We start from the raw sequence: 14,764 nt of genomic DNA on the forward strand, positions 1-14,764 counted from the left end.
ATCATGAAAGTATCACGAGTGACACTTTGGGTATCAGATGCCTTAAGAATTGACGGCAGGTAAACAATCTGTTCACAAAAATCATGTTAATTTGTGCCATGAAGATTGGAATTGTTTGCTATCCAACGTTTGGCGGTAGTGGCGTTGTTGCAACTGAATTAGGAAAGGCTCTTGCCGGCAATGGTCATCAGGTGCATTTTATTACATATAGCCAGCCGGCAAGGCTAGATTTTTTCTCTGAAAACCTGTTCTATCACGAAGTATCAGTTCTAAACTATCCCTTGTTCGATCACTCGCCTTACGAGGCTGTGCTGGCAAGCAAACTTGTAGATGTTGTAAGGTTTGAAAAGTTGGACATTCTGCATGTTCATTATGCAATTCCACATGCTTCAGCAGCATTTATGGCCAAACAGATCCTGGCAACATATGGAATTCATATCCCTGTTGTTACTACCCTGCATGGCACCGATATTACCTTAATTGGGAAGGATTTAACTTTTAAGCCAGTGGTTACTTTCTCTATCAACCAGTCTGATGGCGTTACAGCCGTTTCTGAAGACCTAAGAAAGGCTACTTATGAGCATTTCGAGATCCATAAGGAAATTAAGGTTATTCCCAATTTTATAGATCTTAACAGGTTCAGCCTGAAGAAAAAAGATCATTTTAAAAAGGCGATAGCACCCCTTAATGAGGTTATCCTTATCCATACGTCCAATTTTAGGAAAGTAAAAAGAGCCACCGACGTAATAAAAGTGTTTAAGAAAGTGCAGGAAAAAATTCCTTCTAAACTGCTGATGGTCGGCGATGGTCCGGACAGGGTGAACTGTGAACAGCTTTCGAGGGAGCTGGAAATATGTGAGAATGTTCGTTTCCTCGGAAAGCAGGATGCCATTGAAGAAATTCTTTCTGTTGCTGATCTGTTCCTGATCCCATCTCAATCGGAGAGCTTTGGTTTGGCAGCCCTGGAAGCAATGGCCTGTAAAGTTCCTGTAATTTCGTCCAATGCAGGCGGATTGCCAGAGCTGAACGTACAGGGGGTAACCGGGTTTCTAAGTGAAGTTGGCGATGTTGATGATATGGCCGAAAAAGCAATCCATATCCTCGAGGATCCCGAAAGGTTAGCGGCTTTCAAAGAGAGAGCACTGCAACATGCTATGAAATTTGATCTAAGTAATATCCTCCCGGTATATGAGCAGTTTTACCAGGAGGTATTAGATGCCACTTTAGCTTAATAAGGCCAGCTTGGCTTTAAAATTTCTTGCAGTTCTTAATTACTGGCAAACTTTAAACATACCGGAGAACCGATCTTTAATTCTTCTCCGGTATGTTTTAATAAACCCGTTGTTTTATCGCGCTTAAGCACCACAATGTTGTCGCTATTTTGGTTGGCTACCAGTAAAAAATTCCCGCCTGGATCGATCACAAAGTTTCGTGGGGCTTTGCCCAGACTGGAATGTCTTCCTGCAAGCGTTAACTTCCCTGAAGATTTATCTATTTTAAAAATAACGATCTCGTTCAGTTGATCCCGTGTTGAAGTATATAGGAATTTTCCGTCGGGAGATACATGTATATCTGCCGACCAGATGTTGCCTTTGTAGTCAGCAGGTATAGACGAAACATTCTCTACCAACTCGATGGAGCCGTTGCCATATTTGAAAACGCTTACATTTCCCGACATTTCCTGTATAGAATAGGCAAATTTATGATTCGGATGAAAATCGAAATGCCTGGGTCCGCTTCCCGGAATAACAGATACAAAAGGTGTTCGTGCATTTTTCAGGGGCATTTCCTGGTTTTCTGAATTATATTTATAAATATTGATCTTGTCTGTACCGAGATCGCTTACGAATAAATATTCATTATCCGGAGACAAAACGGTAGAATGTACGTGCGGTGCACTTTGCCTGTCTTTATTGACGCTGCTGCCTTCGTACTTAATGTGCTGATTAGTATCTCCGAGTGAGCCATCTGAGTTTAGGGGGATAGCAGTAAGGCTTCCTCCTCCATAGTTTGCAAGAAAGATGTGTTTGTTTTGATCGTCGACAGCAATATAGCAGGGGCCATCACCTATAGATGGTTTGCTGTTGAGAAAAGAAAGTGCTCCGGTCTTCTTGTTGAATGCAAATGCACTGGCCCCGCCTTTACCGGGCCCGGCTTCACTTACCGCATACACATGTTTCTCATCTTTGCTGAGCGCCAGGTAGGAAGGGTTATTCAGGCCGGTGGCTTTATTTTTATAGGTCGTTTTACCGGTCTTGGTATCAAATTCATAAACGTAGATACCTTCGCTTTTTCCTGACTTTGTATAAGTGCCAATAAGTAAATTTAGTTTCTGAGCTTGTATTTCTGTCGCTGATAAAATCATAGTCGATATTACCAACAAACAAGAAAATCTCGAAGTGGATTTCATAATCAGTCTTAATTTTTTTGCAAAATAGTACATTATCCGTTAAATAACGCAGGCCCGTGGATTTTCGGAGCCTGTGTTATTTAACGGATCAAATGTTTCAGTTGAATGATTTCTTTTTCTTCAAGATATCTCCATCGTCCGCGAGGCAGATCCTTTTTAGTAAGATTAGCGTAGATTACACGATCCAGTTTAACGACCTCATATCCCAGGTGTTCAAAGATCCTTCTTACAATGCGGTTTTTGCCGCTGTGGATCTGTATCCCAATTTCGCGTTTACTTCCGCCCTGGACATAACTTACTACATCCGGTTTGATTAGCCCGTCTTCAAGTTCCAGTCCGTATTGTATTTTGTTGAAGTCCCCCTGGGTTAAATTTTTATTTAACTCAACCTGGTAGATCTTTGTGATGTTATTTCTTGGATGTGATAGCTTCTCGGCGAGGTCGCCGTCGTTGGTCATCAGAATCAGGCCGGTAGTATTTCTGTCAAGCCTTCCAACAGGATAAATTCGTTCCCTGGAGGCTTTCTCTACCAGTTGCATAACTGTGCGACGTTCCTGCGGATCGTCCGTTGTAGTGATATAATCTTTAGGTTTGTTTAATAGAACGTAGGTCATTTTCTCACGCTTAAGAGTCTCTCCGTTATAGCGGATAACATCCTTTGCGGGGTCTACTTTATAACCTAGTTCCGAAACAACTTCTCCGTTGACGGATACTACCCCAGCTTCAATCAATTCATCCGCTTTTCGTCTTGAGCAGATACCTGCATTTGCTATATAGCGGTTTAGCCGAATTAAGCCGTCATCTTTACCAACTTTAGCTGCCGGAGCGTTTTTTCGGGGCCTGGTCTGAGGTTTATGCTCTAAATTTTCTTCAGAACTCCATGAGCGTTTCTCGTCGCCAGGCTTCTTGTTATATGGTTTCCGTTCGTAAGAACCGGGACGGTCATTTTTGTCAGTATTGCGGCCTGCTGATTTAAAAGGTTTGTTATCAAATGACCTTCCACCTTCAGATTTTTCTTTGCTGGTAAACTTTTTTGCTGAATATGGGCGATCCTTGTCGCGTCCTTCGCCGGAAGCGGCTTTTGCGCCAGGTCCTCTGTCGGTTCCAAACGGCTTTTTAGTAAATGAGCGGGATTCAGGACGATTTTCATCTTTTCCTTCAAAGGTGCGTTTTTCAAAAGAACGTCCGGTAGATGGCTTGTCGCCGGCTCTGCCTTTTTCTTCAAAAGGCTTTTTTCCAAAGGGTTTTTCTGTCCTTCTGCCCGGATTATCCTGGGATTTTGAACGACCTGTAAAGCTCTTGTCTGCTTGTTGTTCAAACAATTTCTTTTTGTCAGTGTTGGATTTTTCTGGTTGTTCGTTTTTCGAACTTCCTTCAAAACGTGTGTGTTTTAAGGACTTGTCTTCGCGACTGTTCCTGTTGTTTTTGTATGCCATGATACGTTGGTAACCTCTCTTAAAATAGGGGTGCAAAGTTATGGAAATAACATGATACATCGATAATGTGTTTTTGTTTATTTCAGAGGAAAGGGGCAAAAACGATGACGTAACTGTCTGCAAATGAGTCTTTAAAATGTAACTGTTTGATTATTAACTATATATTGTTTACCTTTGAAATCTTTTTTATTTAACTTAAAGAAAGGAACGCATGATTAAGAAACATTTAATTGCGTGTTCTGGAGTTTTGTTACTACTCATAATTACTAAATTGTGTGTAACCAAAAGCCACCGGAGCAGCATAAATTCGTTTCCACAAGAGGTGGATTTCCCTTCTGAAAAAAAGGAAGAAGTAGTAGAAACTTCTTCAAGTCATCCAAAAGCTAAATATCATTTCGCCAACGAGGGCGTCCCTGTAAATGATAAAAAAGTGGCATGGCGCATCCATAAGCATCTTAAAGCTTATAACTATAAAAATCTTCAAACCAGCCGCCTCCATCAGAAGGCAGCCAGATGGTTTCCGGTAATTGAGCCCATTCTTAAGCGCCATGGAATACCCGAAGATTTTAAATACATTCCTTTGGTAGAGAGTGGTTTTTCAGAAGGAACTTCTCACAAAGGTGCTGCCGGTTACTGGCAGTTTATGCCCGGAACTGCCAGAACTTATGGTCTGGAGGTAAACAGTAATATTGATGAGCGGAAAAATGTTCGCAAATCAACCGTCGCTGCATGTAAATACCTAAGGTCTTTATTCGGGGAATTTAAAAGCTGGACCCTTGTTGCCGCCGCTTATAATACGGGTGAGACAAAACTATGGCGCGAGATCAGGCGGCAAAAGAATCGCAATTATTACAAAATGAAGCTGAACAGGGAAACAGCGACTTATCTGTATAAATTGGTGTCTGTCAAGCAGATCATCGAACATCCTCTAAAGTATGGATACGTAAGCAGGAAGCGTACTTTACTTGCAAAAAAAGCAGACCCGGCCCCAATGCAGGATACTTTCATAAGTGCTAGCGGGGAAACGGATTCATTGCAGGGGTTCTCGATTTTTAATAACTAAACTAGGGAGGCTGGATTCATTCCAGCCTTTTTACTTTATTTGGATGCACTTATAGAAACAATTTTTAATCTTTATGCATTCTTTCTTTCGTTTATATGGATAGTATTACCCCAGATCTTGGCGAGCAAAGTGAAGTTGAAGTATATGGCGCCAGGGTACACAATTTAAAAAATATTGATGTTTCTTTTCCAAGGAACAAACTGGTGGTCATCACCGGTCTAAGTGGCAGTGGAAAATCCTCACTGGCATTCGATACTATATATGCAGAAGGCCAGCGCCGTTATATGGAGACATTCAGCGCCTATTCGAGGCAGTTTCTCGGGGGGCTGGAACGGCCGGATGTAGACAAAATATCCGGGTTGAGCCCTGTTATTGCTATAGAACAGAAAACTACCTCGAAGAATCCTCGCTCAACCGTAGGTACAATTACCGAGATATACGACTTTATGCGTTTGCTTTTTGCGCGTATTGGCGAGGCCTTCTCGTACGTCACCGGCGAAAAGATGCAGCGTATGTCTGAAGATCAGATGCTCAGGAGTATTCTCGAGCAGTTTGACGGCAAAGCTATTAATGTTCTGGCTCCGGTTATTAAAGGACGTAAAGGCCACTATCGAGAGTTGTTTGAACAAATACGGAAACAAGGATACCTCAAAGTGCGGGTTGACGGTGAAATCCTGGACCTTAAACCTAAAATGCAGGTAGACAGGTATAAGATCCACGATATTGAGATGGTAATTGACCGCCTGATCGTTTCAGGAAAAGATCAAAAGCGCCTGTACAGCTCCATTCAAACGGCCTTAAAGGTAGCCAGGGGAATTATAAAAATTGCTGATCAGGAGAATAACGAATTCTTTTTCAGCCGCTTTTTGATGGATCCGGTTTCAGGTATTTCCTACGATGAACCACAACCAAATACATTTTCTTTCAATTCACCTTATGGTGCCTGTGAACGCTGTAATGGATTAGGCTATATTTTAGAGGTAGACGAGAATTCCGTAATACCTAACCCCAAATTGAGTATTATGCAGGGCGGGCTGGCTCCGCTTGGCGAATACCGGGAAACCTGGATGTTTCAGATATTAAAGGCTTTGGCTAAAAAATTTGAGTTCTCACTTTCGACTCCCATTGAAAAACTTTCTAAGGATATCCTGAATATTGTTTTAAATGGTGTGGAAGATATCATTACGGTGCCCGTAGAGTATAATAAGTGGAACGTTCAGAATTATCAAATCAACTTCGACGGCATTATCAAAATGCTTGAAGAGCAAACTGAAAGGAAAGGAGAGGGTGCTTCTGAGGATATGGAGAACTATAGGGTGCTTAAAAAGTGTCCTGTGTGTGAGGGAGCACGGCTGAAAAAAGAATCGTTGCACTTTAAAGTTGATCAGAAGAATATTTTTGAACTTGCTTGTATGGATATTTCTGTACTTGCTGCTTGGTTTGAAGGCCTTGAAGAACGGTTGTCTGAGAGACAGAATGTTATTGCCAAAGAAATACTCAAAGAAATACGGGCGCGGATTGGCTTCTTGCTGGATGTGGGACTAAACTATCTCACACTGGACCGTACAGCAAGGACCCTTTCAGGGGGAGAGGCTCAACGTATTCGTCTGGCTACCCAGATCGGCTCACAGCTGGTAAATGTACTTTACATCCTTGACGAGCCAAGCATTGGCCTCCATCAAAGGGATAATGCACGGTTAATATCTGCGCTAAAGAACCTTCGTGATATCGGAAATTCTGTTTTAGTGGTTGAACACGACAAAGACATGATCCTGGAAGCCGATTATGTTATCGATATGGGGCCGGCTGCCGGTGTGCATGGGGGAGAAGTGGTAGCTGCGGGATCTCCTGAACTGGTAAAACTAGCTTCTACCCAAACTACTGTTTATCTTAGCGGAGAGAAAGAAATCTCAATTCCGATACAAAGGAGAAAAGGAAACGGTCATTCTCTGATCCTGAAAAACGCTACCGGCAATAATCTTAAAAATGTTACTGCGGAGTTTCCCCTGGGCAAATTTATTTGTATCACGGGGGTCTCGGGAAGTGGTAAATCAAGCTTAATTGCCGAGACGCTCTATCCGATACTTAATCATCATTTTTTCAGGGCTAAGAAAGTTCCACTTGCTTATAAAAAAATTGAGGGTTTAGAGCATATTGACAAGGTGATTGAGATTGATCAGACACCAATAGGGCGTACACCCAGATCTAATCCATCAACCTATACCGGAGTTTTTTCTGACATCCGGGCGCTGTTTGTGCAGTTGCCGGAAGCCAAGATCAGGGGCTATAAGCCGGGCCGTTTCTCATTTAATGTCAAAGGCGGCAGGTGTGAAACCTGTCAGGGTGCAGGTATGAAGGTGATTGAGATGAATTTCCTTCCGGATGTTCAGGTTCCTTGTGAGGAATGCCAGGGCAGACGTTATAACCGGGAAACACTCGAGGTTAGGTACCGCGGAAAATCTATCAGTGATGTATTGGATATGAGCATTGAAGAAGCAGTTGACTTCTTTGAGCCTGTTCCATCAATATACCGTAAAATCAAAACCTTGTTCGACGTTGGTTTAGGATATATCAAGTTAGGGCAATCCTCTACTACTTTATCCGGGGGTGAGGCTCAGCGGGTAAAACTGGCTACGGAGCTGTCGAAAAAGGATACCGGAAAAACATTCTACATCCTCGACGAGCCAACAACAGGGCTTCATTTTGAGGATATCAATGTACTATTGGGCGTTCTAAACCGTTTGGTGGATCATGGAAATACCATCCTGGTGATTGAACATAATCTTGACGTGGTTAAGGTTGCCGACTGGGTGATCGACCTTGGACCGGAAGGTGGTTCAGGGGGCGGTAAGATCCTATTCTCCGGTACACCGGATGAGCTAATCAATGTTAAAGAAAGCCATACCGGTAAATTTTTGAAAATAGAGATGGGAAGATAAGGCTGCAAGCTGAAGGATGTCGCTTTTTGTTTGCAACCGTATCCAATTATATCTGAGAAACAATTATCGCAGGAGGCTAATTAAGACGATATGCTTAATCTACTTACTGCTGACCAGATAAGGGCAGCTGATGAATATACCATTCGGAACCAGCCGGTTACCTCTTATGACCTAATGGAAAGAGCATCCTCGGCATTTGTGACTGCATTTATAGCTGCATACCCAGATAGAAGCGAAGAAATTAGCGTTTATTGCGGAACCGGAAACAACGGCGGTGATGGGCTTGCAATCACAAGACTACTGAAGCAAAAGGGATATAATAACATCTCGGCTAAGATCGCCCGATTCTCTGAACGGTCAACCGCTGATTTCCTCAGGAATTATGAAATGGCCTTAAAAGCTGGAATCACGGTCAGGGATTTAAAGGGTGATGTGGGGCCCGAAAACGAGAATTGTGATGTCCTGATTGATGCATTGCTGGGAACGGGGCTCAATAAGCCCCTTGAGGGACTTTGGAAGGCCCTCGCGATTAAAATAAATGACCTTCAGAAAACTGTAATATCCGTAGATGTACCAACAGGCTTCAAGTCGGAGGGGAGCATGTCTGTGAATGATACTGTTATCCGTTCAAACCTGACGATAACTTTTCAACGGCCTAAAATAAATTTTTTGTTACCTGAGTCGGGCCATTTTATCAAAGAGTTTAAGGTCGTCGAAATCGGCCTTGACGAAGATTTTATTAACTCACATGGAAGTCCCTGCCTGGTACTTACTGAAGACGACGTAAGCGGCTTTTTAAAACAGCGGCAACCCTTTGATCATAAAGGGACTTTCGGGCATGTATTGATTGTTGCCGGAGAAAAAGAAACCATGGGTGCTGCATTACTGACAGCAGAAGCTTCTGTATTCACCGGAGCAGGATTAACCACTGCCTGTATTCCTTCCCAGGGCTTAATGGCATTAAATGTGCGGATCCCAGAAGTAATGGCTGTAGTGCGTGAGAGCGTCGGAGTCCCGAAGTCCTTAGAACTTAAAAAATATAATTCTATAGCTATTGGTCCTGGCCTTGGGACTTCGATGGGAAGTAAAGACCTGCTGAGCGATCTGTTGAAAAGTGTTTCTTTACCCGTTGTTCTTGATGCAGATGCTCTTAACCTGATCTCTCAACATTATGAAATGATGCCATTGGTGCCAGAAGGTTCTGTTCTAACTCCTCATGTTAAAGAGTTTGACCGCTTATTTGGTGAGCACAAGAGTTGGTGGGATAGAGTTGAGACGGGGATTGACAGAGCGAGCTCTCTGGGTGTTACCATTGTCCTTAAGAACCGTTACACCATGATTTTTACTCCGGAAGGAAAGTGCATCTTTAATACTTCAGGTACTGCGGCAATGTCGACCGGAGGAATGGGAGATGTATTGACCGGAATGATTGCTTCTTTGATCGCTCAAGGGTATAAGCCTTCAATAGCGGCGATGCTGGGCGTTTTTCTGCACGGTACTGCCGGGGACAGTATAGGAGGCTATGTGGTGCCTCCATCCAGATTAATCAAAGAAATACCTCTAACGATATCTAAGTTTTTGAAAACGAAAGGGACTCATTAAAATAAAGCCCTTTCGCTTATTTGAGTTCTTTACCTGGGTAAATCAAACAGATGCTTTTCGGCATGATATGACGAACGGACCAATGGGCCGCTTTCAACATATTTAAAGCCCATATCCATTCCAATTTCTTTATAGCGGGCAAACTGGTCGGGATGGATCCAGTCCAGAACGGGGTGGTGATTTTTTGTAGGCTGTAAATACTGACCTAAAGTAAGGATATGCACTCCTGCATCCGCCAGGTCCTGCATGGTTTCTACTACGTCTTCTTCGGTTTCTCCCAAACCTAGCATGATGCCTGATTTGGTGCGGAGACCGAATTCTGATATGCGTTTCAAGGCCTCAAGGCTGCGGTCGTACTTCGCCTGGATACGAACTTCTTTAGTTAAGCGTTTAACAGTTTCGATATTATGGGAAACTACTTCCGGCCTTTCTTCACAAACCCTGTATAAATTATCCCAGATACCTTTAAAGTCGGGTATAAGCGTTTCCATTGTTGTTCCGGGACTTTCGCGGCGTACGGCTTTTATTGTTTCAGCCCAGATAACAGAGCCTCCGTCTTTAAGGTCGTCACGGTCTACGGATGTTATCACTGCGTGCTTTACATTCATTAATTTAATTGAATTGGCAACACGGTTAGGCTCATCCAGATCGACTGCCAGCGGCCTTCCGGTAGCTACTGCGCAAAAAGAACAGGAACGCGTACAGATGTTTCCCAAGATCATAAATGTGGCTGTACCCGCTCCCCAGCATTCGCCCATATTAGGGCAATTTCCGCTTTCGCAGATCGTATGAAGTTTATGTTCATCCACTAAACCCCGAACATGAGCATATTCTTTCCCGACAGGTAATTTAACACGCAACCAATTCGGTCTGCGCTGTGGTTGTACCTCATTTGCAGGAATTACCGGCAATTCAATCATAATACAAATGTAGAGTTTAGATACGAGAATTGAGAAAGGAGATGTGAGAATTTGACGCAGAGGAGATATCAGATCCCGGCTTGATATCTCTTCTGCATTATCTGTGTATAGAGTTCCGGAGGTTTCTAAGGATTTAGTAATAAAAGAAGTCCTTCAACTTCGTGCTAAATTTAACGCACAACTAGTTGAAGAGGGATCTTGGATCAAGCGGAAAGATTGTGGGCTAAGCATGTTAAGGCCGATCGTCATGCCGTCCTGAATCAAGTTCAGGATCCGGCACCTCTTGAATTGTGTGCATGAGGCCCTGTTTAAACAAGAGGTCCTGAAACAAGTTCAGGATGACCAAGAAAGAAAGCCCCCAACTTTTACGCTTGACCCGGGACCTTGAATATCTTTTTACGAATTAATAGTCATTTGTTCCGCAGCTTCCTCTGCAGAAATTTCACTGTGCGACGTCTCGTATATGCAGTCGCTATCCTTTATAAGCAGCAACTGCGGCGATTCATGAGCTACTTTAAAGATCTCTGCGATAGAATTTGATATCTCCCGAAAACGGATCAGGTCCAGAAAATAGATCGGGGTATTATCAGGCAATGCATCCCATTCAAATTCAAACTTCTTTTTAGCCATCAGGCTGATAGAACAGCGGGTACTATGCTTAAAAATTAGGCTGTATCCCGGGGCAGATTGTATTTGTTTTAATTGCTCTATGTTATCAAGTGTGATCCAGTTCATTGGAAAATGTATTAAGCGTGGTCAGCTTTGCTTAAAGCGCCACACATGCCTGTTAATTAATAAAAATGAGTTTAAGATCTTCGGGCTTTAGGGTACGAATTATAAGCAGGACATACCTTTGAAGAACATGATTCACACACTATGGTAACCGAAAATAGAAGGAGTAATCCGATAGCAACTCTTTTCATCTGTATTTTTTTAGATTGTAAAACTCAGCACGCATCCTAATGATATTAATACCCGGCGCTTCACAATGTTTAAAATTATTATTTTTTTTAATACAATACGTGTTGTAAACTATTTTGTTTCAAGATTGTAACCCAAATCTGCCATTAAAATAGCAGTTGCTGCGGCCTCATCGCCTTTATTGCCGTGTTTCCCTCCAGCCCTGTCCAGAGACTGTTCCTGGTTAAGTGTGGTAAGAACCCCAAAAATTACAGGTTTGTTATGTTTTATACTCACATTTGCGATGCCATTCGCTACAGCGTTGCAGATATAATCGAAGTGAGGCGTTTCACCCTGAATAACGCAGCCGAGGCAAATAACCGCATCAAAAGGGTGTTTGCTAAGCAGGATGTCAGCGCCAGAGACTAGCTCAAAGCTTCCGGGAACCAGCACCGATGTGATGTTTTCCGGGGCAGCGCCTTGTTTAATTAGGAGGTCATATGCCCCTTTGTAAAGTACTCCCGTTATTTCTGCGTTCCATTGTGCGGTTACAATGCCGAAACGGAAGTTTGCAGCAGATGGAATAGTGGTGTGTGAAAAATCAGAGAGGTTTTTGAATTGTGTTGCCATAGCTTAAAAATAATAAATGGTTACCTAAGAATTCCGGTAACCATTTTCGAGCAAGGATATAAATTTTTGAAGGTTTACTAAGCCTAGAGACGTGCTTCTACCCTGGCAATATAAGCATCGATTAAAGATGCCTCCTGACTTTCCGGATACGTTTCTTTAATTTTCTTATATGCATCCAATGCGTCATCATAATTTTTCTGTTCTTCATAAACCAAACCCAGCTTTTTCAGAAAAACAGGAGCGGTAAATGAATTAGCATTTTTGTCAGCTGCCTTTTTATAATAGGAGATGGCATCATCATAGTTTTTTAATTCGCAATACGCATCACCTAACATTCCTGTAACTAAAGGATCAATTACCGGGCTTCCTGTGGAGCTGTAATTTTCTAAAGCTTCAATAGCTTTCTGATACTCACCCTTTTTCAAGTATAAGCCGCCAAGATAGGCATTAGCCAAATTTGCAGATTTCGTGCTTGAATATTCCTCAGCAATTGTTTCGAAGCCAGGGTAAGAACCCGATTCTCCTTTAATGGCTTTGTCTGTTAAAGAGTCTACCGCAGTGTACTCCTCAGCTTTAAACATCTCGTTTATCGCTTTCTCGGCTCTGGGAGCTAAATAAAATTTCTGGTAGCCGATATATAATAATACCAATGCTACAATTGCTCCACCAATTATTGCCAGGCTTTTACTGTTTTCCTGTACAAAATTACCCGTGTTGCCCAATTTATTTGGTTGAGTAGTGGTATCGATTTGATCTTTCGCCATTTGCGTTTAATTAAAGTCTGCAAAAATACAGTTTTACAGGTTACTGTCAACCCCCATTTCTCAAATAAAACGCGTTTCAATTATTTCTGAGAGAAGGGGCCTGGCTTAGCTATTCAAAAATTTATCTAAGTTTGCGAAGGTTTATGTGGCTGCAGAAGTTATCCCTCCTTAATTTTAAAAATTACGAAGAAGCAGAGCTTGCTTTTTCAGAAACGGTTAATGTGTTTACCGGTGATAACGGCGCTGGGAAAACGAATCTTCTTGATGCCATTCACTATTTATCGCTGTGTAAAAGCTACTTTAATCCCATCGACTCCCAGCAGATACAACAAGGCGCCGACTTTTTCATGCTTCAGGGAGTTTTCGATAAAGAAGGGATCAATGAAGTGATCGCTTGTTCCCTTAAAAAGAATCAAAAAAAACAGTTTAAAAGGAACAAGAAAGAATATCAGCGCCTTGCGGACCATATTGGCATGTTTCCACTGGTTATGGTTTCGCCCTATGATGTCAGCATTATAATAGAAGGCAGCGAAGAACGTCGCCGTTTCATAGACAATGTGATTTCACAGACCGATAATAACTATCTGGACGAACTAATAGCTTATAATAAAAGTTTAACCAGCAGGAATGTCTTGCTTAAGAAAATCGCGGAGACAGGCAGATATGATCCTTTATTGCTTGAGGTATATGATGAGCAGCTGATTGCATCTGGCAATAAGATCTTTGAAAAGCGAAGCGCTTTTATGGAGGAGTTTTTGCCGGTATTTAATAAGCACTATGAGTATTTAACGGAGGAGGCAGAGAAAGTAGAATTGCTTTACGAATCCCAGCTTTTAAAAGATCAGTTTGAAGAGTTGTTGAAGCGCTCTGCGGAGCGGGATAGAGTGTTGGAGCGAACCACATCGGGAATTCATAAAGACGATCTTGTGTTCTCAATACACGGCCTGCCTATGAAAAAGTTCGGATCCCAGGGACAGCAGAAGTCTTTCCTGATTGCCCTTAAGCTGGCGCAATATTCTTTCCTTCAGCAAAAAAAAGGATATAAACCCTTGCTTTTGCTCGATGATATTTTTGATAAGCTCGATGACAAAAGGATCAGGAAGTTGATGCAAATGGTATCTGAGGATGACTTTGGACAAATTTTTATAACTGATACTACGCGAAGTCGTGTAGAAAGAATTTTCACATCGATTAATGTCAGCATCCGTATCTTTGAGGTAGAAAAAGGAACGGTTAAATAGCCCCAGAATGAATCGGAATAATGATAAGACCCTAAAAGAGGCGATAGAACAAATGCTTAAGGTTTATAAGCTTAAGAGGAAGTTTGATGAGACCTCGCTTATTGCGGCCTGGCCTGAGATGATGGGGAAAGCAGTGGCGAACAGAACGGTTCAGCTTTATATAAGGGAGCGCAAATTATTTATTCGCCTCGATTCTTCGGTGGTAAAAAATGAGCTTGTGATGATCCGCTCTCAGATCCTGGATAAATTGAATGAAAGGGCCGGGGCGAATGTACTTGACGAAATTGTTTTTATATAGGAAGGGGAGATGTAAGCCGGACAGAGGTGTAATTCTGCCCGGATTTCATTAATTAAAATCTTTCGAAAGCAGAGAAAAAGAAGTTTCCTTCGATATCTGCATTTTCGTCAGAATCTGAACCATGAACAGCATTTGCTTCAATTGATTCAGCGTATTTTTGACGGATAGTTCCTTCGTCAGCTTTCTTAGGATCTGTAGCACCAATTAATTTTCTGAAATCTTCGACAGCATTGTCTTTTTCAAGGATCGCTGCAACGATTGGCCCAGAGGTCATGAAGCTAACCAGGTCATTGTAAAAAGGACGCTCCTTATGTACTGCGTAAAAAGCACCAGCCGCTTCAGTAGATAAATGGATATATTTAAGAGCGACTATTTTGAATCCGCCTTTAATGATATCATCTAAAATAGCACCAGTATAGCCGTTCTTCACAGCATCTGGTTTAATCATTGTAAATGTTCTGTTTGTTGCCATTGTTTTTTAAAAATCGCTGCAAAAGTAGATAATTTTTAATAAAATGGATGTTAATTGTTTACGTCTGGCGGGGCGGTCGAAATCAGCCG

At 42.2% G+C, this 14,764-nt stretch carries 13 protein-coding genes; 6 read left to right on the plus strand and 7 right to left on the minus strand.

The genetic code is table 11. From position 1 onward, the window contains the following. Positions 1-98 precede the first annotated feature (98 nt). Positions 99-1,232, plus strand: coding sequence for an N-acetyl-alpha-D-glucosaminyl L-malate synthase BshA (bshA, locus tag J3P37_RS20425; protein ID WP_256013323.1), 1,134 nt, complete (start codon positions 99-101; stop codon positions 1,230-1,232). A 35-nt stretch (positions 1,233-1,267) separates the two neighbouring features. On the opposite strand, the gene J3P37_RS20430 is transcribed toward bshA, so the two are convergent. Both J3P37_RS20430 and J3P37_RS20435 read right to left on the minus strand, forming a co-directional pair. Then, positions 1,268-2,365 (minus strand): lactonase family protein, encoded by a 1,098-nt coding sequence (locus tag J3P37_RS20430; RefSeq protein ID WP_256013326.1) that lies wholly within the window; start codon positions 2,363-2,365, stop codon positions 1,268-1,270. Positions 2,366-2,490: 125 nt separating this feature from the next. Continuing rightward, positions 2,491-3,846 carry a pseudouridine synthase gene (locus tag J3P37_RS20435; protein WP_256013328.1) on the minus strand — a complete coding sequence of 452 codons (1,356 nt, stop codon included), beginning with the start codon at positions 3,844-3,846 and terminating at the stop codon, positions 2,491-2,493. A 211-nt stretch (positions 3,847-4,057) separates the two neighbouring features. Here J3P37_RS20435 and J3P37_RS20440 point away from each other — a divergent pair, with 211 nt between their 5' ends. The 3 genes from J3P37_RS20440 (at position 4,058) to J3P37_RS20450 (ending at position 9,450) form a co-directional block, all read left to right on the plus strand. Further along, positions 4,058-4,909: a lytic transglycosylase domain-containing protein gene (locus tag J3P37_RS20440; RefSeq protein WP_256013331.1), complete on the plus strand. Its 852-nt coding sequence runs from the start codon at positions 4,058-4,060 to the stop codon at positions 4,907-4,909. A 95-nt stretch (positions 4,910-5,004) separates the two neighbouring features. Then, on the plus strand, positions 5,005-7,848 hold the full coding sequence (gene uvrA, locus J3P37_RS20445; protein ID WP_256013334.1) for an excinuclease ABC subunit UvrA: 2,844 nt from the start codon (positions 5,005-5,007) through the stop codon (positions 7,846-7,848). Positions 7,849-7,938: 90 nt separating this feature from the next. Then, positions 7,939-9,450, plus strand: coding sequence for an NAD(P)H-hydrate dehydratase (locus J3P37_RS20450; protein WP_256013337.1), 1,512 nt, complete (start codon positions 7,939-7,941; stop codon positions 9,448-9,450). A 29-nt stretch (positions 9,451-9,479) separates the two neighbouring features. Here J3P37_RS20450 and lipA read toward each other — a convergent pair whose 3' ends face one another. From lipA to J3P37_RS20470, 4 genes are all read right to left on the minus strand, one after another. Further along, complete coding sequence (lipA, locus tag J3P37_RS20455; RefSeq protein WP_256013340.1) at positions 9,480-10,370, minus strand: lipoyl synthase; 891 nt, start codon at positions 10,368-10,370, stop codon at positions 9,480-9,482. A 396-nt stretch (positions 10,371-10,766) separates the two neighbouring features. Further along, positions 10,767-11,105: a bacillithiol system redox-active protein YtxJ gene (ytxJ, locus tag J3P37_RS20460; RefSeq protein ID WP_256013343.1), complete on the minus strand. Its 339-nt coding sequence runs from the start codon at positions 11,103-11,105 to the stop codon at positions 10,767-10,769. Positions 11,106-11,402: 297 nt separating this feature from the next. Continuing rightward, positions 11,403-11,900, minus strand: coding sequence for a 6,7-dimethyl-8-ribityllumazine synthase (gene ribH / locus J3P37_RS20465; protein WP_256013346.1), 498 nt, complete (start codon positions 11,898-11,900; stop codon positions 11,403-11,405). 83 nt (positions 11,901-11,983) lie between these two features. After that, a complete protein-coding gene (locus J3P37_RS20470; RefSeq protein WP_256013349.1) occupies positions 11,984-12,664 on the minus strand; it encodes a tetratricopeptide repeat protein in 681 nt (226 codons plus the stop codon). A 143-nt stretch (positions 12,665-12,807) separates the two neighbouring features. On the opposite strand from J3P37_RS20470, the gene recF reads away from it, so the two are divergent. After that, positions 12,808-13,905: a DNA replication/repair protein RecF gene (gene recF, locus J3P37_RS20475; RefSeq protein WP_256013352.1), complete on the plus strand. Its 1,098-nt coding sequence runs from the start codon at positions 12,808-12,810 to the stop codon at positions 13,903-13,905. 7 nt (positions 13,906-13,912) lie between these two features. After that, positions 13,913-14,203 carry a DciA family protein gene (locus J3P37_RS20480; protein WP_256013354.1) on the plus strand — a complete coding sequence of 97 codons (291 nt, stop codon included), beginning with the start codon at positions 13,913-13,915 and terminating at the stop codon, positions 14,201-14,203. Between the two features lie 52 nt (positions 14,204-14,255). Here J3P37_RS20480 and J3P37_RS20485 read toward each other — a convergent pair whose 3' ends face one another. Further along, a complete protein-coding gene (locus J3P37_RS20485; RefSeq protein ID WP_256013357.1) occupies positions 14,256-14,675 on the minus strand; it encodes a nucleoside-diphosphate kinase in 420 nt (139 codons plus the stop codon). Positions 14,676-14,764: the final 89 nt, after the last annotated feature.

This window comes from Desertivirga xinjiangensis (assembly GCF_024436435.1).
Lineage (GTDB): Bacteria > Bacteroidota > Bacteroidia > Sphingobacteriales > Sphingobacteriaceae > Desertivirga > Desertivirga xinjiangensis.

Excerpts from the sequence above, each read along its gene's own strand:
- J3P37_RS20450 (WP_256013337.1), top strand. The coding sequence starts at position 7,939 with ATGCTTAATCTACTTACTGCTGACCAGATAAGGGCAGCTGATGAATAT.
- lipA (WP_256013340.1), bottom strand. The coding sequence starts at position 10,370 with ATGATTGAATTGCCGGTAATTCCTGCAAATGAGGTACAACCACAGCGC.
- J3P37_RS20430 (WP_256013326.1), bottom strand. The coding sequence starts at position 2,365 with ATGATTTTATCAGCGACAGAAATACAAGCTCAGAAACTAAATTTACTT.
- bshA (WP_256013323.1), top strand. The coding sequence starts at position 99 with ATGAAGATTGGAATTGTTTGCTATCCAACGTTTGGCGGTAGTGGCGTT.
- uvrA (WP_256013334.1), top strand. The coding sequence starts at position 5,005 with ATGGATAGTATTACCCCAGATCTTGGCGAGCAAAGTGAAGTTGAAGTA.
- ytxJ (WP_256013343.1), bottom strand. The coding sequence starts at position 11,105 with ATGAACTGGATCACACTTGATAACATAGAGCAATTAAAACAAATACAA.
- J3P37_RS20435 (WP_256013328.1), bottom strand. The coding sequence starts at position 3,846 with ATGGCATACAAAAACAACAGGAACAGTCGCGAAGACAAGTCCTTAAAA.
- ribH (WP_256013346.1), bottom strand. The coding sequence starts at position 11,900 with ATGGCAACACAATTCAAAAACCTCTCTGATTTTTCACACACCACTATT.
- J3P37_RS20470 (WP_256013349.1), bottom strand. The coding sequence starts at position 12,664 with ATGGCGAAAGATCAAATCGATACCACTACTCAACCAAATAAATTGGGC.
- recF (WP_256013352.1), top strand. The coding sequence starts at position 12,808 with ATGTGGCTGCAGAAGTTATCCCTCCTTAATTTTAAAAATTACGAAGAA.
- J3P37_RS20485 (WP_256013357.1), bottom strand. The coding sequence starts at position 14,675 with ATGGCAACAAACAGAACATTTACAATGATTAAACCAGATGCTGTGAAG.
- J3P37_RS20440 (WP_256013331.1), top strand. The coding sequence starts at position 4,058 with ATGATTAAGAAACATTTAATTGCGTGTTCTGGAGTTTTGTTACTACTC.
- J3P37_RS20480 (WP_256013354.1), top strand. The coding sequence starts at position 13,913 with ATGAATCGGAATAATGATAAGACCCTAAAAGAGGCGATAGAACAAATG.